The organism is Pseudomonas fluorescens, from assembly GCF_000968015.1.
Classification (GTDB): Bacteria; Pseudomonadota; Gammaproteobacteria; order Pseudomonadales; family Pseudomonadaceae; genus Aquipseudomonas; species Aquipseudomonas fluorescens_W.
On record NZ_LACH01000072.1, the window covers coordinates 88548 to 108098 of the forward strand.

Genomic DNA, 19551 nt, shown 5'->3' on the forward strand with positions numbered 1-19551 from the left:
GATAACCACTCAAAACGCCCCCTAGTGGGGCGTTTTGCTATCTGTCACTTTTGTCTGGATAACGGTTTATGAGCGTTCCTCGTGAAACCATCGCCGCCGTCGCCACCGCTCAAGGTCGCGGCGGTGTGGGCATCGTCCGTATTTCCGGACCGCTGGCGAGTGTTGCGGCCAAGGCCTTCAGCGGTCGTGAACTCAAGCCAAGGTTTGCCCACTACGGCCCGTTCCTCAGTGAAAACGATGAGGTGCTGGATCAAGGCATCGCCCTGTATTTTCCGGGCCCGAACTCGTTCACTGGCGAAGATGTGCTGGAACTCCAGGGCCACGGCGGTCCGATAGTTTCGGATATGCTGCTCAAGCGTTGCCTGGAACTGGGCTGTCGGTTGGCCCGACCGGGTGAATTCAGCGAGCGCGCGTTCCTCAATGACAAACTCGACCTGGCTCAGGCCGAGGCGATTGCCGACTTGATCGAGGCAAGTTCTGCACAGGCTGCACGAAATGCCCTGCGTTCCTTGCAGGGCGCATTTTCCGAGCGTGTGCATAACCTCACCGAGCAACTGATCGGCCTGCGCATCTATGTCGAAGCGGCGATCGACTTTCCTGAAGAAGAAATCGACTTCCTCGCCGATGGTCACGTCTTGAGCATGCTCGACAAAGTGCGTGACGAGTTATCCACCGTACTACGCGAAGCCGGGCAAGGTGCCTTGCTGCGTGACGGGATGACCGTGGTGATCGCCGGCCGGCCGAATGCCGGTAAATCCAGCCTGTTGAATGCACTGGCCGGTCGTGAAGCCGCGATCGTCACCGAGATCGCCGGCACCACCCGGGACATTCTTCGTGAACATATCCACATCGATGGTATGCCGCTGCACGTGGTCGACACCGCTGGTCTGCGAGATACCGACGACCAGGTGGAAAAAATCGGCGTCGAACGGGCGCTGAAAGCAATCGGCGAGGCTGATCGCGTACTGTTGGTGGTCGATGCGACGGCTCCTGAGGCACTTGATCCGTTCTCATTGTGGCCTGAATTTCTGGAAATCCGTCCCGATCCGGCGAAAGTCACGTTGATCCGAAACAAGGCTGACCTCACTGGCGAAGCCATTGCCCTGGAAGTCAGCGAGGATGGCCACGTCACCATCAGCCTGAGCGCCAAATCTGCAGGTGAAGGGCTGGAATTGCTGCGCGACCACCTCAAGGCCTGCATGGGCTACGAACAGACCTCGGAAAGCAGCTTCAGTGCTCGCAGGCGTCATCTTGAAGCGTTGCGTCACGCAAGTGCTTCCCTTGAGCACGGCCGTGCACAGCTGACCCTGGCGGGTGCCGGTGAACTGTTAGCCGAGGATTTGCGACAAGCCCAACACGCCTTGGGTGAAATCACCGGTGCATTCAGCTCCGATGACCTGCTGGGACGGATCTTTTCCAGCTTCTGTATCGGTAAATAAGACGCTCCGTTGTCCACAGACAGGCCATTCGTGCCTGTCTGTTCCCTCCTTTTCCTGAATTCTCTTCCAGTGCTGAGCAGATTCTTTCTGCTTGAGCGGATTTTCCGTGCCCGGGATTTGCTTATTCAGCCGTTTTCTGTGGATTAAGCCCTGTGAATAACTGCCTCTAAGGGCAGTTGATAACAGGGCCTCAAAACTGAAGATAACCGCCCCTGTGGATAAGCACCCCTTTCATCCACAGGCTTAAACCGGTTATCCAAGGGCCTCCTTGCCACATGACCACAGGGTTTTGAATCTCTGTACATATTGAATATAAAGGCCTGTAGAGATCTATCCACAGAAAGGTGGCTCAGTAGAAATAAACATAAAAACAAAGATTTAATAAATTTCTTTCTTTTTAATTTCTATAACCGCGACTTCTCCACAGCTGGTTAAATTTTGTGCAAAGGGTTCTTTAGGAAGGGCGAAGTCCCTATACTTGCCGACCAGGTCCAAAAACCTGAGCTCAAACTATTCCTGATTACCTAACTGAAGCAGGCACGAGGTGCGTGGTGGATTTCCCTTCCCGTTTTGAAGTGATCGTCATCGGCGGCGGTCATGCCGGTACCGAGGCAGCACTGGCCTCAGCACGTATGGGTGCAAAAACCCTGTTGCTGACGCACAACGTGGAAACCCTCGGTGCCATGAGTTGCAACCCCGCTATCGGTGGGATCGGCAAAAGCCATCTGGTCAAGGAAATCGATGCCCTTGGCGGCGCGATGGCCATGGCTACCGATAAAGGTGGTATTCAATTTCGCGTGTTGAACAGCCGCAAAGGCCCGGCCGTGCGTGCAACCCGCGCTCAGGCTGACCGGGTTCTGTACAAGGCCGCTGTCCGCGAAATCCTTGAAAACCAGCCGAACCTGTGGATATTTCAACAGGCCGCCGACGACCTGATCGTTGAGCAGGAACAAGTGCGCGGTGTTGTCACCCAAATGGGCCTGCGTTTCCTCGCGGACTCCGTGGTGTTGACCACTGGCACCTTCCTCGGTGGACTTATCCACATCGGAATGCAGAATTTTTCCGGTGGCCGTGCCGGTGATCCGCCTTCGATCGCCCTGGCTCACCGTTTACGTGAATTGCCATTGCGCGTTGGTCGCCTGAAAACCGGCACACCGCCGCGTATCGACGGTCGTTCTGTGGATTTCTCGGTGATGACCGAGCAAGCCGGCGATACACCGATCCCGGTGATGTCATTCATGGGTTCCAAAGAGCAGCACCCGAAACAGGTCAGCTGCTGGATTACCCACACCAACGCCCGCACCCACGAAATCATCGCTGCGAACCTCGATCGTTCGCCGATGTATTCCGATGCAGGTGTGATCGAAGGTATCGGCCCGCGTTACTGCCCGTCGATCGAAGACAAGATCCATCGCTTTGCCGACAAGGAAAGCCATCAGGTCTTCATCGAACCGGAAGGCCTGACGACCAACGAGCTGTACCCGAACGGGATATCCACATCCCTGCCGTTCGACGTGCAACTGCAGATCGTGCAATCGATCCGCGGCATGGAAAACGCGCACATCGTTCGTCCGGGTTACGCCATCGAATACGACTACTTCGACCCGCGTGACCTGAAGTACAACCTGGAAACCAAAGTTATTGCCGGTCTGTTCTTCGCCGGGCAAATCAACGGCACCACCGGGTACGAAGAAGCCGGCGCCCAGGGTTTGCTGGCCGGGGCCAACGCCGCACTGCGTGCTCAGGGCAAAGATGCCTGGTGCCCGCGTCGCGACGAGGCGTACATCGGAGTGTTGGTCGACGACCTGATTACCCTGGGTACCCAGGAACCGTATCGGATGTTCACGTCCCGCGCCGAATACCGCCTGATCCTGCGCGAAGACAACGCCGACCTGCGCTTGACCGAAAAAGGTCGCGAACTGGGTCTGGTGGATGACGCACGTTGGGCTGCGTTCTGCACCAAACGCGAGAGCATCACGCTGGAAGAGCAACGCCTGAAAAGTACCTGGGTTCGCCCGGGCACAGAGCAAGGCGATGCGATTTCCGAGAAGTTCGGCACGCCGTTGACCCACGAATACAACTTGCTCAACCTGCTGAGCCGTCCGGAAATCGACTACGCTGGTCTGATCGCCGTGACCGGTGGCGGCGCAGAAGATCCACAAGTCGCCGAGCAGGTCGAAATCAAGACCAAATACGCCGGTTACATCGATCGTCAGCAGGATGAAATCGCTCGTTTGCGGGCCAGCGAAGACACAAAACTGCCTGTGGATATCGACTACACGAATATTTCCGGTCTCTCCAAAGAGATCCAGAGCAAGCTGGGTGCGACCCGTCCAGAGACTTTGGGTCAGGCGTCGCGTATCCCGGGTGTGACGCCGGCAGCTATTTCGCTGTTGATGATTCATTTGAAAAAACGCGGCGCGGGCCGTCAGTTGGAGCAAAGCGCTTGAGTTCGTTGGTCACCTCGCAACACGCAGAAGAGTTATCCACAGGTGCGCGCCAGCTCGGTGTCACGCTGACAGAAAGCCAGCACGCGCAGCTGCTGGGTTATCTGGCCCTGTTGATAAAATGGAACAAGGCTTACAACCTGACCGCCGTACGCGACCCGGATGAAATGGTTTCCCGTCACTTGCTCGATAGTTTGAGCGTGATGTCGTTCGTCGAAAACGGTCGCTGGCTGGACGTTGGCAGCGGTGGCGGCATGCCGGGTATTCCGTTGGCCATCCTGTTTCCAGAGTCCCAAGTGACTTGCCTGGACAGCAACGGCAAGAAAACCCGCTTCCTGACTCAGGTCAAACTCGAACTCAAACTGGATAACCTGCAAGTTATCCACAGTCGCGTCGAAGCTTTTCAGCCTGATCAGCCATTCAACGGGATCATCTCCCGGGCGTTCAGCAGCATGGAGAACTTCAGCAACTGGACTCGCCACCTCGGCGACACCGAAACACGTTGGCTGGCAATGAAGGGCGTTCATCCCGCCGATGAGCTGGTAGCATTGCCGGCAGACTTCCACCTCGATAGCGAACACGCCCTGGCCGTACCCGGTTGCCAAGGCCAACGCCATCTGCTGATACTGCGCCGCACGGCATGATTGGGAACACAAGCAAGAATGGCTAAGGTATTCGCGATAGCGAACCAAAAGGGTGGTGTGGGCAAGACCACCACCTGCATCAACCTCGCAGCTTCCCTGGTCGCTACCAAGCGTCGGGTGCTGTTGATCGATCTCGATCCACAGGGCAACGCCACCATGGGTAGCGGTGTGGATAAACACGGCCTGGAAAATTCGGTCTACGACCTGCTGATCGGCGAATGCGATCTGGCTCAGGCCATGCATTACTCCGAGCACGGTGGTTACCAACTGCTGCCGGCCAACCGCGACCTGACTGCGGCCGAAGTGGTTCTGCTGGAAATGCAGATGAAGGAAAGCCGCCTGCGCAGTGCGCTGGCGCCGATCCGTGAAAACTACGATTACATTTTGATCGACTGTCCACCGTCGTTGTCGATGCTCACGCTTAACGCACTGGTTGCGGCGGACGGGGTGATTATCCCCATGCAGTGCGAGTACTTCGCGCTCGAAGGCTTGAGCGACCTTGTGGATAACATCAAGCGCATCGCTGAGTTGCTGAACCCGAACCTGAAAGTCGAAGGCCTGTTGCGGACCATGTATGACCCGCGCCTGAGCCTGATGAACGATGTTTCGGCGCAGCTCAAGGAACACTTCGGCGAGCAGCTCTACGACACGGTGATTCCGCGCAACATCCGCCTGGCTGAAGCACCTAGCTATGGCATGCCGGCGCTGGCGTACGACAAATCATCGCGGGGCGCCATTGCCTATCTGGCATTGGCGGGCGAGATGGTTCGTCGTCAACGCAAAAACTCACGCACTGCCGCTGCTCAGGCAACTTAAGGAATCCCCATGGCCGTCAAGAAACGAGGTCTCGGACGTGGACTGGATGCACTGCTGAGTGGTCCGACTGTCAGCTCGCTGGAAGAACAAGCTGTGCAGGCTGATCAGCGTGAGCTGCAGCACCTGCCCCTGGACCTGATCCAGCGCGGCAAGTACCAGCCGCGCCGGGACATGGATCCTCAGGCGCTGGAAGAGCTGGCGCAGTCGATCAAGGCTCAGGGCGTGATGCAGCCGATCGTGGTTCGTCCGATTGGCAGCGGTCGCTTCGAAATCATCGCAGGTGAACGCCGCTGGCGCGCCAGTCAGCAGGCTGGGCAGGAAACCATCCCGGCAATGGTTCGCGATGTGCCGGATGAAACCGCGATCGCCATGGCGCTGATCGAGAACATCCAGCGCGAAGACCTCAATCCAATCGAAGAAGCGGTGGCTTTGCAGCGTTTGCAGCAGGAATTCCAGCTGACGCAGCAACAAGTGGCCGAAGCCGTGGGCAAATCCCGCGTGACCGTGGCCAACCTGCTACGCTTGATCGCGTTGCCGGAAGTCATCAAAACCATGCTGTCCCACGGCGACCTGGAAATGGGTCATGCCCGTGCTTTGCTCGGTTTACCGGAAAATCAACAGGTTGAAGGGGCGCGACACGTTGTCGCACGGGGGCTGACTGTACGCCAGACTGAAGCACTGGTTCGCCAGTGGTTGAGTGGTAAACCGGAACCTGCTGAACCGGTAAAGCCGGACCCGGATATCGCTCGACTCGAACAGCGTCTGGCTGAGCGCCTAGGCTCTGCGGTGCAGATTCGCCACGGGAAAAAGGGGAAAGGGCAGTTGGTGATTGGTTACAACTCCCTGGATGAGCTTCAAGGTGTACTTGCACACATCCGCTGAAACATTTCCTCATGTAGCGTGGAGTCGGAAATCACTACCTGACAGTTGAATAGGGGCAGAACCGCCCCTATACTCTGCGCGCATTTTGTCGGCACAAATTATGCCAAGTTATTGAATTCTGGCAGCCGATCATTGGGGAGCAAAAACGATGGAGAGCCGCACGCCAAACCGCTTGCCGTTCCATCGCCTGGCAGTTTTTCCGGTCCTACTGGCTCAATTTGTCGTTTTGGTACTGGCCGCTTTGGCGCTTTGGTACTGGCATGGAGTCGTAGCCGGGTACTCAGGACTCTGCGGAGGCCTGATAGCCTTGCTACCCAATGTTTATTTCGCTCACAGGGCATTTCGGTTTTCCGGCGCCCGAGCAGCTCAAGCCATCGTCCGGTCTTTTTATGCCGGCGAGGCGGGCAAACTAATTTTGACGGCAGTGCTCTTTGCATTGACGTTTGCAGGTGTGAAGCCATTGGCGCCGCTAGCTGTATTCGGCGTCTTCGTGTTGACCCAACTGGTCAGCTGGTTCGCGCCCCTGCTGATGAGAACAAGACTTTCGAGACCTTAGGGCGTTTGAGGCAACCATGGCAGAGACAACCGCTTCGGGCTATATCCAGCACCACTTGCAGAACCTGACCTTCGGTCAGCACCCAACTGGCGGGTGGGGTTTTGCCCACACCGCAGCAGAAGCCAAAGAAATGGGCTTCTGGGCTTTCCACGTCGATACTCTCGGCTGGTCGGTCGCGTTGGGTCTGATCTTCGTTCTTCTTTTCCGCATGGCGGCAAAGAAGGCGACTTCCGGTCAGCCTGGCGGCTTGCAGAACTTCGTCGAAGTTCTGATCGAGTTCGTCGACAGCAGCGTGAAAGATACCTTTCACGGCCGTAATCCATTGATCGCACCATTGGCGCTGACAATTTTTGTCTGGGTGTTCCTGATGAACGCCGTCGACCTGGTTCCGGTCGACTGGATTCCGAAAGTGGCTGCCTTCATTACTGGCGACCCGCATCTGGTCTTCCGTGCTGTTCCGACCACTGACCCGAACGCGACTCTGGGTATGTCCCTGTCGGTGTTCGCGTTGATCATTTTCTACAGCATCAAGGTCAAGGGCATCGGCGGCTTCATCGGCGAACTGACCCTGCACCCTTTCGGCAGCAAGAACGTCTTCGTTCAAGCCCTGCTGATCCCGGTGAACTTCCTGCTGGAGTTCGTGACACTGGTTGCCAAGCCAATTTCCCTGGCACTGCGTCTGTTCGGCAACATGTACGCCGGCGAACTGGTCTTCATTCTGATTGCTGTGATGTTCGGCAGCGGTCTGCTCTGGCTTAGCGGCCTGGGTGTAGTTCTGCAGTGGGCGTGGGCTGTGTTCCACATCCTGATCATCACCCTGCAGGCGTTTATCTTCATGATGCTGACCATCGTTTACCTGTCGATGGCGCACGAAGAGAACCATTAAGACCAGTCTCGACTGGTCTGATGTCCCACTCGGTCAAACGAGTGGGTGCCCGAACAGGGCTATGAAACGATTTGTTTTACCGCTTTAAAATCTAAAAAACCTAAACCATACGACGTAAAAGTCGGGAGGAAAGATGGAAACTGTAGTTGGTCTAACCGCTATCGCTGTTGCACTGTTGATCGGCCTGGGCGCACTGGGTACCGCAATTGGTTTCGGCCTGTTGGGCGGCAAGTTCCTGGAAGGCGCAGCGCGTCAGCCAGAGATGGTTCCAATGCTGCAAGTCAAAATGTTCATCGTTGCCGGTCTGCTCGACGCCGTAACCATGATCGGTGTTGGTATCGCTCTGTTCTTCACCTTCGCGAACCCATTCGTTGGTCAACTCGCTGGCTAATTACTCGAACCTTCGAGTAATTGGTGTGATGTGCAACGAACGAGCGAGGTGTTGGCGTGAACATTAATGCAACCCTGATTGGCCAGTCCGTTGCGTTCTTCATTTTTGTACTGTTTTGCATGAAGTTCGTGTGGCCTCCGGTCATCGCGGCTTTGCACGAACGTCAGAAGAAGATCGCGGATGGACTGGACGCTGCCGCCCGAGCAGCTCGCGACCTGGAGTTGGCCCAAGATAAAGCGGGTCAACAACTGCGCGAAGCAAAAGCTCAGGCAGCCGAAATCATTGAGCAAGCCAAGAAACGCGGTAACCAGATCGTCGAAGAGGCTGTTGAAAAAGCCCGTATCGACGCTGACCGTGTGAAGGTTCAGGCTCAGGCCGAGATCGAGCAGGAACTGAACAGTGTCAAAGACGCGCTGCGTGCCCAATTGGGTGCTCTGGCCGTTGGCGGCGCCGAGAAGATCCTGGGTGCCACAATCGATCAAAACGCGCACGCGGAGCTGGTAAACAAACTGGCTGCTGAAATTTAAGCGAGGGCGATCATGGCAGAATTGACCACGTTGGCCCGACCTTACGCTAAGGCAGCCTTCGAGCACGCCCAGGCCCACCAGCAACTGGCCTCTTGGTCAGCCATGCTCGGCCTGGCTGCAGCAGTGTCGCAAGACGACACCATGCAGCGCGTGCTCAAGGCCCCGCGACTGACGAGCGCAGACAAGGCCGCCACGTTTATTGACGTGTGCGGCGACAAGTTTGATGTGAAGGCACAGAACTTCATTAACGTCGTTGCCGAAAACGACCGTCTCCCGCTGTTGCCGGAGATCGCCGCTCTGTTTGACCTGTACAAGGCCGAACAAGAGAAATCGGTAGACGTTGAAGTCACCAGTGCTTTTGCATTGAACCAAGAACAGCAAGACAAACTCGCCAAGGTTCTCAGTGCACGACTCAACCGGGAAGTGCGCCTGCAAGTCGAGGAAGACAAATCCCTTATTGGGGGCATTGTCATCCGCGCCGGCGACCTGGTAATCGATGGCTCGGTTCGCGGAAAACTCGCAAACCTTGCCGAAGCATTGAAATCTTGAGTTTGAAGGGGCAGCAGAGCAATGCAGCAACTCAATCCTTCCGAAATAAGTGAAATTATCAAGGGCCGCATCGACAAGCTCGATGTGACCTCCCAAGCCCGTAACGAAGGCACTGTCGTCAGCGTATCTGACGGTATCGTGCGGATTCACGGTCTGGCCGACGTAATGTACGGCGAGATGATCGAGTTTCCGGGCGGCATCTTCGGTATGGCTCTCAACCTGGAGCAAGACTCTGTAGGTGCCGTTGTATTGGGCTCCTACCAGTCTCTGGCTGAAGGCATGAGCGCCAAGTGCACTGGCCGCATCCTCGAGGTTCCGGTTGGTAAGGAACTGCTGGGTCGCGTAGTCGACGCACTGGGTAACCCAGTTGACGGCAAAGGTCCGCTGAACAACACCGAGACCGATGCGGTCGAGAAAGTTGCTCCAGGCGTGATCTGGCGTAAGTCGGTAGACCAGCCTGTACAGACTGGCTACAAGGCTGTCGATGCCATGATTCCTGTCGGCCGTGGCCAGCGTGAGCTGATCATCGGTGACCGTCAGATCGGTAAAACCGCTCTGGCGATCGACGCGATCATCAACCAGAAAAACAGCGGTATTTTCTGCGTCTACGTAGCGATCGGTCAGAAACAATCGACCATCGCTAACGTGGTTCGCAAGCTGGAAGAAAACGGCGCACTGGCTAACACCATCGTCGTTGCCGCGAGCGCTTCGGAATCTGCAGCACTGCAGTTCCTGGCACCGTACTCCGGTTGCACCATGGGTGAATTCTTCCGCGACCGCGGTGAAGACGCGCTGATCGTTTATGACGATCTGTCCAAGCAAGCAGTGGCTTACCGCCAGATTTCCCTGCTGCTGCGCCGTCCACCAGGCCGTGAAGCTTACCCAGGCGACGTGTTCTATCTCCACTCCCGTCTGCTGGAGCGCGCATCCCGCGTTTCGGAAGAGTACGTAGAGAAGTTCACCAACGGCGCAGTGACCGGCAAAACCGGTTCCCTGACCGCACTGCCGATCATCGAAACCCAGGCTGGCGACGTTTCCGCGTTCGTTCCGACCAACGTGATTTCCATCACCGACGGTCAGATCTTCCTGGAATCGGCCATGTTCAACTCCGGGATCCGTCCTGCTGTGAACGCCGGTGTTTCGGTATCCCGTGTGGGTGGTGCCGCTCAGACCAAGATCATCAAGAAGCTCTCCGGTGGTATCCGTACCGCTCTGGCTCAGTACCGTGAACTGGCGGCATTCGCCCAGTTCGCTTCTGACCTGGACGAAGCGACCCGTAAGCAACTTGAGCATGGTCAGCGCGTTACCGAGCTGATGAAGCAGAAGCAATACGCACCAATGTCGATCGCTGACATGGCGCTGTCGCTGTATGCCGCTGAGCGTGGGTTCCTGACTGACGTTGAAATCGCCAAGATCGGCAGCTTCGAACAAGCGCTGATTGCTTTCTTCAACCGCGATCACGCCGAATTGATGGCGAAGATCAACGTGAAGGGTGACTTCAATGACGAAATCGACGCTGGCATGAAAGCCGGTATCGAGAAGTTCAAGGCCACCCAAACCTGGTAAGCCGCAGCGGGAGCCGCAAGGCTCCCGCTTGCTAACCTGATAGGTGTTACATGGCAGGCGCAAAAGAGATTCGCAGTAAGATTGCGAGCATCAAAAGCACGCAAAAGATTACCAGCGCCATGGAAAAAGTGGCGGTCAGTAAAATGCGCAAGGCACAAATGCGCATGGCTGCTAGCCGTCCTTACGCGGAGCGCATCCGCCAGGTTATTGGTCATTTGGCCAACGCCAACCCGGAATATCGCCACCCCTTCATGATCGAGCGTGAAATCAAGCGCGTCGGTTATGTCGTAGTGAGCAGTGACCGTGGTCTGTGTGGTGGCTTGAACACCAACCTGTTCAAGGCCCTGGTCAAGGACATGGCGGTAAACCGCGAAAATGGCGTCGAGATCGATCTGTGTGTTGTTGGTAGCAAGGGTGCGGCTTTCTTCCGCAACTTCGGCGGTAACGTCGTTGCAGCTATCAGCCACCTGGGTGAAGAGCCGTCGATCAATGATCTGATTGGCAGCGTCAAGGTGATGCTGGATGCCTACCTGGACGGCCGTATTGATCGCCTGTCCGTGGTGTCCAACAAGTTCATCAACACCATGACGCAAACGCCTACTGTGGAGCAGTTGATTCCACTGGAGGCAACCCCGGATCAATCGCTCAAGCACCACTGGGACTATCTCTACGAACCGGATGCCAAAGAGCTGCTTGACGGCTTGATGGTCCGCTACGTTGAGTCGCAGGTCTACCAGGCGGTGGTCGAGAACAACGCGGCTGAACAAGCTGCGCGGATGATCGCGATGAAGAACGCTACCGACAACGCCGGTGATTTGATCAGCGATTTGCAGCTGGTCTACAACAAGGCGCGTCAGGCTGCGATCACCCAAGAGATCTCGGAAATCGTCGGCGGCGCTGCCGCGGTTTAACGGTTCAAATATTCAGAGGATCCAGCTATGAGTAGCGGACGTATCGTTCAAATCATCGGCGCCGTTATCGACGTGGAATTTCCACGCGACAGCGTACCGAGCATCTATAACGCGCTGTTGGTACAAAGCGCGGCAGGGACCACTCTGGAAGTTCAGCAACAGCTGGGCGACGGCGTGGTTCGTACCATTGCGATGGGTTCCACCGAAGGCTTGAAGCGCGGTCTGGAAGTCAAGGACTCTGGCGCAGCCATCTCCGTACCGGTCGGTAAAGCGACCCTGGGCCGGATCATGGACGTACTGGGTAACCCGATCGACGAAGCTGGCCCGATTGACACCGAAGAGCGCTGGGGCATTCACCGTCCTGCGCCAACCTTCGCTGAACAAGCTGGCGGCAACGACCTGCTGGAAACCGGCATCAAGGTTATCGACCTGGTTTGCCCGTTCGCCAAGGGTGGTAAAGTTGGTCTGTTCGGTGGTGCCGGTGTAGGCAAAACCGTAAACATGATGGAACTGATCCGTAACATCGCCATCGAGCACAGCGGTTATTCCGTGTTCGCCGGTGTGGGTGAGCGTACTCGTGAGGGTAACGACTTCTACCACGAGATGAAGGATTCCAACGTTCTGGACAAAGTGGCACTGGTTTACGGTCAGATGAACGAGCCGCCGGGTAACCGTCTGCGCGTAGCACTGACCGGCCTGACCATGGCCGAGAAGTTCCGTGACGAAGGTAACGACGTTCTGCTGTTCGTCGACAACATCTATCGTTACACCCTGGCCGGTACTGAAGTATCCGCACTGCTGGGCCGTATGCCTTCCGCAGTAGGTTACCAGCCGACCCTGGCCGAAGAGATGGGTACTCTGCAAGAGCGTATCACTTCGACCAAAAACGGTTCGATCACCTCGATCCAAGCGGTATACGTACCTGCGGATGACTTGACTGACCCGTCGCCAGCGACCACTTTCGCCCACTTGGACGCCACCGTCGTTCTGTCTCGTGACATCGCTTCCCTGGGTATCTACCCAGCGGTCGATCCACTCGACTCGACTTCGCGCCAGCTGGACCCGAACGTAATCGGCCAGGACCACTACGACACCGCTCGCGGCGTACAGTATGTTCTGCAACGTTACAAAGAACTGAAGGACATCATTGCGATCCTGGGTATGGACGAGCTGTCGGAAGCCGACAAGCAGTTGGTAAACCGTGCTCGTAAGATCCAGCGTTTCTTGTCGCAGCCGTTCTTCGTGGCTGAAGTCTTCACCGGTGCTTCGGGTAAATACGTTTCCCTGAAAGACACCATTGCTGGCTTCAAAGGCATCCTCAACGGTGACTACGACCACCTGCCAGAACAAGCGTTCTACATGGTCGGCGGCATCGAAGAAGCGATCGAGAAAGCCAAGAAACTGTAATCCCGGCGCCCGGCAACGGGCGCTAATTTAGGTTGAGGCAATCAGATGGCTATGACAGTCCATTGCGATATCGTCAGCGCGGAAGGGGAAATCTTCTCCGGCCTGGTCGAGATGGTGGTTGCGCACGGTGCACTGGGTGATCTTGGTATCGCCCTGGGTCACGCGCCGCTGATCACTAATCTCAAGCCGGGCCCGATCCGCCTGATCAAGCAGGGCGGGGAAGAGGAGGTGTATTACATCTCCGGCGGTTTCCTCGAGGTTCAGCCGAACATGGTCAAGGTACTTGCCGACACTGTGCAACGTGCTGCCGACCTGGACGAAGCCTCCGCTCAGGAAGCCGTTAAGGCTGCCGAGAAGGCCTTGCATGACCGTGGTGCAGAATTCGATTACGGTTCTGCTGCCGCACGTCTGGCCGAGGCGACAGCTCAGCTGCGCACCGTCCAGCAGATCCGCAAGAAGTTCGGCCACTAATAGGCCACCGCTTGTTGTGCGATTGATTAAAAAGGGTAGCCTCGGCTACCCTTTTTTCTTTTTAGATATTCACAACCTGGTCGCAGCCGCTGACCACCCAGGATTGGTAGCCAGTCATGTCTTTAGAAATCGTTATCCTCGCTGCTGGTCAAGGCACTCGCATGCGTTCGGCACTGCCGAAAGTTCTGCATCCGATTGCCGGCAACTCGATGCTCGGCCATGTTATCCACAGCGCCCGGCAACTTGATCCACAGCGCATCCACGTAGTGATCGGCCATGGCGCCGATGCAGTGCGCGAGCGTCTGGCGGCTGATGATCTGAATTTCGTCCTGCAGGATAAACAGCTTGGGACTGGCCACGCGGTTGCTCAAGCGGTGCCTTTCATTGAGTCCGACACCGTCCTGATTCTTTATGGTGACGTGCCATTGATCGAAGTCGAGACCCTGCAGCGTTTGCTCAAGCAAGTAGCGCCGCAGCAACTGGGTTTGTTGACAGTCGAACTGGACGACCCGACCGGCTATGGCCGCATCGTCCGCAACGCTGACGGCGAAGTGACAGCCATCGTTGAGCAGAAAGATGCCAACGAAGCCGAACGCGCGATCACTGAGGGCAACACCGGCATTCTGGCGCTGCCGTTCGCGCAATTGGCTGGCTGGATGAGCCGTCTATCGAACAACAACGCCCAGGGCGAGTACTACCTGACCGACGTGATCGCGATGGCGGTTAGCGATGGTCTGGTGGTGGCCACTGAGCAACCGCATGACGCCATGGAAGTGCAGGGCGCTAACGACCGCAAGCAGCTTTCCGAGCTTGAGCGTCACTATCAACTGCGTGCCGGTCGTCGTTTGATGGCTCAGGGCGTGACCCTGCGTGATCCGGCTCGTTTCGATGTGCGCGGTGAAATCACCGTCGGCCGCGACGTGCTGATCGACATCAACGTGATCCTCGAAGGCAAGGTCGTTATCGAGGACGACGTGGTGATCGGCCCGAACTGTGTGATCAAGGACAGCACCCTGCGCAAAGGTGTGGTGATCAAGGCCAACAGCCACATCGAAGGCGCGATTCTCGGCGAAGGCAGCGATGCCGGCCCGTTCGCTCGTTTGCGTCCAGGTACTGTGCTGGAAGCGCGCGCCCATGTGGGTAACTTTGTTGAGTTGAAAAACGCTCACTTGGGCGAAGGCGCCAAGGCCGGTCATCTGACCTATCTGGGTGATGCCGAGATCGGCGCGCGTACCAACATCGGCGCGGGCACCATTACCTGCAACTACGATGGCGCGAATAAGTGGAAAACCGTGCTGGGTGAAGATGTGTTCATCGGTTCCAACAACTCGTTGGTTGCGCCTGTGGATATCTCTTCGGGGGCGACCACGGCGGCGGGTTCGACCATTACGCAGAATGTGGATAACGCGCAGTTGGCTGTAGGCCGTGCGCGGCAGAAGAATATCGATGGCTGGAAGCGACCTGAGAAAATCAAGAAGAGCTGAGTTATCCACAGTTCTTGAAGATCAAAAGATCGCAGCCTGCGGCAGCTCCTACAGAGTGAACACGAACTCCCTCTAGGAGCTGCCGCAGGCTGCGATCTTTTTAAGGGTTATCCACAGGCCTTTTTATCGCCCCACGCTTGACGAAGTTTCGACAATAGGTTTTGATTGCTTCCGTTATCTTTCGAATCGAAACTTATCAAACCATGTCGAAGCGCAATACACCTCAACGCCGTCACAACATCCTCGCCTTGCTTAATGAGCAGGGCGAAGTCAGTGTGGATGAGCTGGCCAAGCGCTTCGAAACCTCGGAAGTTACGATCCGCAAGGATCTCGCGGCGCTTGAGACCAACGGTTTACTGCTGCGCCGTTATGGCGGAGCGATCACCCTCCCTCAAGAGCTGGTGGCCGACCTTGGTCAGCCGGTGTCCAAATACAAGCAGGCTATCGCCCGCGCCGCCGTTGCGCGGATTCGTGAGCATGCGCGGATCATCATCGACAGCGGCAGCACCACGGCGGCGATGATTCCGGAACTCGGCCAGCAGCCGGGCCTGGTCGTGATGACCAACTCCCTGCATGTGGCCAATGCCTTGAGCGAACTTGAGCATGAGCCGGTACTGTTGATGACCGGCGGCACCTGGGACCCGCATTCCGAGTCCTTTCAGGGACAGGTGGCGGAGCAGGTCCTGCGCTCTTACGATTTCGACCAGTTGTTCATTGGTGCCGATGGCATCGACCTGGTTCGCGGTACCACCACCTTCAACGAACTGCTGGGACTGAGCCGGGTCATGGCTGAAGTCGCCCGGGAAGTGGTTGTCATGGTGGAGGCCGACAAGATCGGCCGCAAGATCCCCAACCTGGAGCTGCCCTGGAGCAGCGTCCATACCCTTATTACCGATGATCGCCTGCCGCTTGAGGCACGAGATCAGATTCAGGCCCGCGGAATCAATTTGATCCTCGCGGCTGTCAATCAGGAGAAATAGCATGTGTGGAATTGTCGGCGCAGTCGCAGAACGTAATATCACCGCCATCCTGCTCGAAGGCCTGAAACGCCTGGAATACCGTGGCTATGACAGTGCCGGTGTAGCGGTCTACACCAATGACCAAAAGCTTGAGCGCCTGCGTCGCCCGGGCAAGGTCAGTGAATTGGAACTGGCGCTGGCCGAAGAACCGCTGGTCGGCCGCCTGGGTATCGCCCACACCCGCTGGGCCACTCACGGTGCACCGTGCGAGCGCAACGCTCACCCGCATTTTTCCGGTGATCTGGCTGTGGTGCACAACGGCATCATCGAAAACCACGAAGCCCTGCGCGAGCAACTGAAAGCCTTGGGTTACGTATTCACCTCGGACACCGACACCGAAGTCATTGCTCACCTGTTGAACCACAAACTCAAGGATCTGCCTGATCTGACCGTGGCCCTGAAGGCTACTGTCAAAGAGCTGCACGGTGCTTACGGTCTGGCGGTGATCAGCGCTCAGCAACCGGATCGTCTGGTGGCGGCCCGCAGTGGCAGCCCGCTGGTCATCGGTCTGGGCATGGGTGAAAACTTCCTGGCTTCCGATCAGCTGGCCCTGCGCCAGGTCACTGACCGCTTCATGTACCTGGAAGAAGGCGACATCGCTGAAATTCGCCTCGACAGCGTGCAGATCTGGGACGTGAGCGGCCAAGTAGTCAAACGCGAATCCGTGCAGTACCGCGATGGCGCCGAAGCCGCCGACAAGGGCGAATTCCGACACTTCATGCTCAAGGAAATTCACGAACAACCGGCCGTGGTGCAGCGCACCCTGGAAGGTCGCCTGAGTCCCAACGGCGTGCTGGTGCAAGCGTTCGGTCCACAGGCTGCCGAGCTGTTCGCCAAAGTGCGTAACGTGCAGATCGTCGCGTGCGGCACCAGTTACCACGCCGGCATGGTTGCCCGTTACTGGCTCGAAGAACTGGCCGGCATCCCGTGCCAGGTCGAAGTCGCCAGCGAATTCCGCTACCGCAAGGTAGTGGTGCAGGCAGACACCCTGTTCGTGACCATCTCCCAGTCCGGCGAAACCGCCGACACCCTGGCCGCTCTGCGCAACGCCAAAGAATTGGGTTACCTCGCCAGCTTGGCAATTTGCAACGTCGGCATCAGCTCATTGGTGCGTGAATCCGATCTGACTCTGCTGACCCAGGCCGGTCGCGAAATCGGCGTGGCCTCGACTAAAGCATTTACCACTCAACTGGTCGGTCTGCTATTACTGACTTTGTCCCTGGGCCAGGTTCATGGCACGTTGGCCAAAGGTGTCGAAGCCACATTGGTTGAAGAGCTGCGTCGGCTGCCAACCCGCCTCGGCGAAGCCCTGGCCATGGACGGCACCGTCGAAAAAATCGCCGAGCTGTTCGCTGAGAAAAACCACACCCTGTTCCTCGGTCGTGGCGCGCAATTCCCGGTGGCAATGGAAGGGGCGCTCAAGCTCAAGGAAATCTCCTACATCCACGCTGAAGCCTATCCGGCCGGCGAGCTGAAACATGGCCCGTTGGCGCTTGTGGATAACGACATGCCAGTGGTCACTGTGGCACCGAACAACGAACTGCTGGAGAAGTTGAAATCCAACCTTCAGGAAGTCCGCGCCCGTGGCGGCGAGCTGATCGTCTTCGCAGACGAGCAGGCCGGCATGACCAATGGCGAAGGCACTCATGTTGTGCAAATGCCACACATCCACGACATCCTGTCGCCGATCCTCTACACCATTCCGCTGCAGTTGCTCTCCTATTACGTTGCCGTGTTGAAGGGCACCGACGTTGACCAGCCGCGTAACCTGGCGAAGTCGGTGACGGTGGAATAAGTTATCCACAGGTGATGGAAACATGGATTTAGAGAATTAAAACTGTCGCAGGCGGCTGAGGGAGTTGTTCCTCCCCTCATCCCGCCTCTCAGCGCCATGTACCTCGCAATCGAACGCCCTCATCGGCGACCGGGGCTCAATATCGAAAATGTGGCAGCGAATCCAATCTGATGAATCCCTTCGCTCGTATGTCGCAAGAAATCTCTTCGTCAATCGTAACGATCCTACCGTTAATGGACTGAGAGGGTTTTCGATACTTGGGATATCCTCGGAGGGAATCAAGAAGATCGCGTCAGTTTTGCAATGGCCTGGATGTCACCGGTTCAATCGCTTGCTTCATCATCATACGGCTTACCCTCTCAAGTCAGTCATCAAGAGCCCACGCGACCACTCGTATTCGCAAACGACCTATACTAGTGCGCGGCATTGGTACGAGTTGAATTCTGAGCCGAGTTCGTTTTGCCCGGAGTGTGTCAGAGAAGACCTTCGCACGTTGGGTTTTTCATACTGGCGCCGGTCATTTCAAGATGATGTAACTGTTTGCCCGAAACATAATTTGCTCTTGTTGAATACTTGCCCTTTCTGCGACAAGCCATTCTCAGATGGCGGTCACGGCTTAGAGGTTATGTGGTCAAAGTGCGGGGGCACGCACCTCGGTGATGCGGTAGGTATACCCAATAAAGATCCTTTGGCATTGAAGCGGGCTCGCTTCGTAGAGAGCCTATGTTCCTTAGCATTTCACATACCAGATGACGCAGCCATTTGTATTCTTTATGAGAAACTGCTTTCGATTGAGCCTCGAACAGCTGCGTTGAAGAGCAAACGTGAGCGCAAGTTGGAATGGCTTCGCGACTCGTTAAAAGAGATTGATCAGGCTGATGATAATAGTGACTCGCGAAGACTAAATGTCCATGTTAGAGAGATTTTTGAGATATTGATTCTGACCTATGAAAGTTTAGAAGATTTCGTGACTGACTATCTGATATATGGGGACGACTTTCGGCCAATAGACTCTCTATGGTCAACGTATAACGCTGGTGGCTTCGAATCGGTACACTATATCGAAGAAAGCTATACTGATGGCGTTGGTATCTGGTCATGTCCTTTCCCATCACCATTGTCATTAGACGCATGGAGTAATGATGTCATGGCCAATGAGCGGCCAGTTAAATACCATTGTTGCAATCACTCCCAACCTCAAACTATGGTAAGACGATGGGCTCCCCGATCACCTCGGATGGTTGGCCCTGCCATGTCCAGGATCCCGGTCGAGGAGCGCGTTACAGCGAGCCTTACCTGCGGCTAATTGTTTCGATTGCTGTATCAGGTTGAGCTAACCTTCCCAGCGCTTTGACGCGATGGCCATTAGCCTGTCGTTTTCCAGTGCATGGAGGAAAATCTATTCTCCGCATCGACGCCTTATCAGTGAACGATATGGCGTTCACATGTTTCCCGCTAGGTGCTCGAGCGTAGGTCCCGCATCAGGCCCGTTTGGATTTCTCTCGTAAGCGGCAGGTGATCGCGCCAAGTACGCGACGGCCAATAGTGCTATCCAGTCGTTCTAATTTGCAGCAAGCATGTCTATGCAGTAAGATTTGTCTGCGCGTAGATTCTGTGTTGCCGGTTCACAACAACCCTTCGCCGTCTCTGTTGCTGCTCCCCTGATGTAGGTTGTGCTCCACCAGGGTCGAATTCTTAAACAAAAGCCCGCTTACGCGGGCTTTTGTATTTCTAGGGCTTCCTCCATTTACTGGCCTCCAG

Annotated in this window: 18 protein-coding genes; all 18 read left to right on the top strand. The window is 56.3% G+C overall.

Features of this window, described 5'->3' with window-relative positions:
- Positions 1–68 precede the first annotated feature (68 nt).
- A complete protein-coding gene (gene mnmE / locus VD17_RS27780) occupies positions 69–1439 on the top strand; it encodes a tRNA uridine-5-carboxymethylaminomethyl(34) synthesis GTPase MnmE (RefSeq protein WP_046056623.1) in 1371 nt (456 codons plus the stop codon).
- 551 nt (positions 1440–1990) lie between these two features.
- The gene (mnmG, locus tag VD17_RS27785) at positions 1991–3889 is read left to right on the top strand and encodes a tRNA uridine-5-carboxymethylaminomethyl(34) synthesis enzyme MnmG (RefSeq protein ID WP_046056624.1); all 1899 of its coding nucleotides are present in this window, start codon (positions 1991–1993) and stop codon (positions 3887–3889) included.
- Complete coding sequence (gene rsmG, locus VD17_RS27790) at positions 3886–4530, top strand: 16S rRNA (guanine(527)-N(7))-methyltransferase RsmG (protein ID WP_046056625.1); 645 nt, start codon at positions 3886–3888, stop codon at positions 4528–4530. Before mnmG ends, rsmG begins: the two co-directional genes overlap by 4 nt.
- 18 nt (positions 4531–4548) lie before the next feature.
- Positions 4549–5346: a ParA family protein gene (locus tag VD17_RS27795; protein ID WP_008155709.1), complete on the top strand. Its 798-nt coding sequence runs from the start codon at positions 4549–4551 to the stop codon at positions 5344–5346.
- 9 nt (positions 5347–5355) lie between these two features.
- Positions 5356–6228 carry a ParB/RepB/Spo0J family partition protein gene (locus VD17_RS27800; protein ID WP_033059686.1) on the top strand — a complete coding sequence of 291 codons (873 nt, stop codon included), beginning with the start codon at positions 5356–5358 and terminating at the stop codon, positions 6226–6228.
- 148 nt (positions 6229–6376) lie between these two features.
- A complete protein-coding gene (locus tag VD17_RS27805) occupies positions 6377–6784 on the top strand; it encodes a F0F1 ATP synthase subunit I (protein ID WP_007948092.1) in 408 nt (135 codons plus the stop codon).
- Positions 6785–6800: 16 nt separating this feature from the next.
- On the top strand, positions 6801–7670 hold the full coding sequence (gene atpB / locus VD17_RS27810; RefSeq protein ID WP_033059685.1) for a F0F1 ATP synthase subunit A: 870 nt from the start codon (positions 6801–6803) through the stop codon (positions 7668–7670).
- 133 nt (positions 7671–7803) lie between these two features.
- Positions 7804–8061, top strand: coding sequence for a F0F1 ATP synthase subunit C (gene atpE, locus VD17_RS27815; protein ID WP_002555987.1), 258 nt, complete (start codon positions 7804–7806; stop codon positions 8059–8061).
- 56 nt (positions 8062–8117) lie between these two features.
- Positions 8118–8588 (top strand): F0F1 ATP synthase subunit B, encoded by a 471-nt coding sequence (locus VD17_RS27820; protein ID WP_008027535.1) that lies wholly within the window; start codon positions 8118–8120, stop codon positions 8586–8588.
- Positions 8589–8600: 12 nt separating this feature from the next.
- Positions 8601–9137, top strand: coding sequence for a F0F1 ATP synthase subunit delta (locus VD17_RS27825; RefSeq protein WP_008155712.1), 537 nt, complete (start codon positions 8601–8603; stop codon positions 9135–9137).
- A gap of 21 nt (positions 9138–9158) precedes the next feature.
- Positions 9159–10703 carry a F0F1 ATP synthase subunit alpha gene (atpA, locus tag VD17_RS27830; protein ID WP_046056626.1) on the top strand — a complete coding sequence of 515 codons (1545 nt, stop codon included), beginning with the start codon at positions 9159–9161 and terminating at the stop codon, positions 10701–10703.
- A 50-nt stretch (positions 10704–10753) separates the two neighbouring features.
- Positions 10754–11614 carry a F0F1 ATP synthase subunit gamma gene (gene atpG, locus VD17_RS27835; RefSeq protein WP_046056627.1) on the top strand — a complete coding sequence of 287 codons (861 nt, stop codon included), beginning with the start codon at positions 10754–10756 and terminating at the stop codon, positions 11612–11614.
- A gap of 27 nt (positions 11615–11641) precedes the next feature.
- On the top strand, positions 11642–13021 hold the full coding sequence (gene atpD, locus VD17_RS27840) for a F0F1 ATP synthase subunit beta (protein ID WP_033059678.1): 1380 nt from the start codon (positions 11642–11644) through the stop codon (positions 13019–13021).
- 45 nt (positions 13022–13066) lie between these two features.
- Positions 13067–13492: a F0F1 ATP synthase subunit epsilon gene (locus VD17_RS27845; protein WP_033059677.1), complete on the top strand. Its 426-nt coding sequence runs from the start codon at positions 13067–13069 to the stop codon at positions 13490–13492.
- A gap of 116 nt (positions 13493–13608) precedes the next feature.
- Positions 13609–14976: a bifunctional UDP-N-acetylglucosamine diphosphorylase/glucosamine-1-phosphate N-acetyltransferase GlmU gene (glmU, locus tag VD17_RS27850; protein ID WP_046056628.1), complete on the top strand. Its 1368-nt coding sequence runs from the start codon at positions 13609–13611 to the stop codon at positions 14974–14976.
- Positions 14977–15179: 203 nt separating this feature from the next.
- Entirely contained in the window at positions 15180–15956 is a 777-nt protein-coding gene (locus VD17_RS27855) for a DeoR family transcriptional regulator (RefSeq protein WP_046056629.1), read from the top strand.
- 1 nt (position 15957) lies between these two features.
- Positions 15958–17790, top strand: coding sequence for a glutamine--fructose-6-phosphate transaminase (isomerizing) (gene glmS, locus VD17_RS27860; protein WP_046056630.1), 1833 nt, complete (start codon positions 15958–15960; stop codon positions 17788–17790).
- 148 nt (positions 17791–17938) lie between these two features.
- Positions 17939–19096, top strand: coding sequence for a TniQ family protein (locus VD17_RS32975; protein WP_080932084.1), 1158 nt, complete (start codon positions 17939–17941; stop codon positions 19094–19096).
- The last annotated feature ends 455 nt before the right edge of the window (positions 19097–19551 follow it).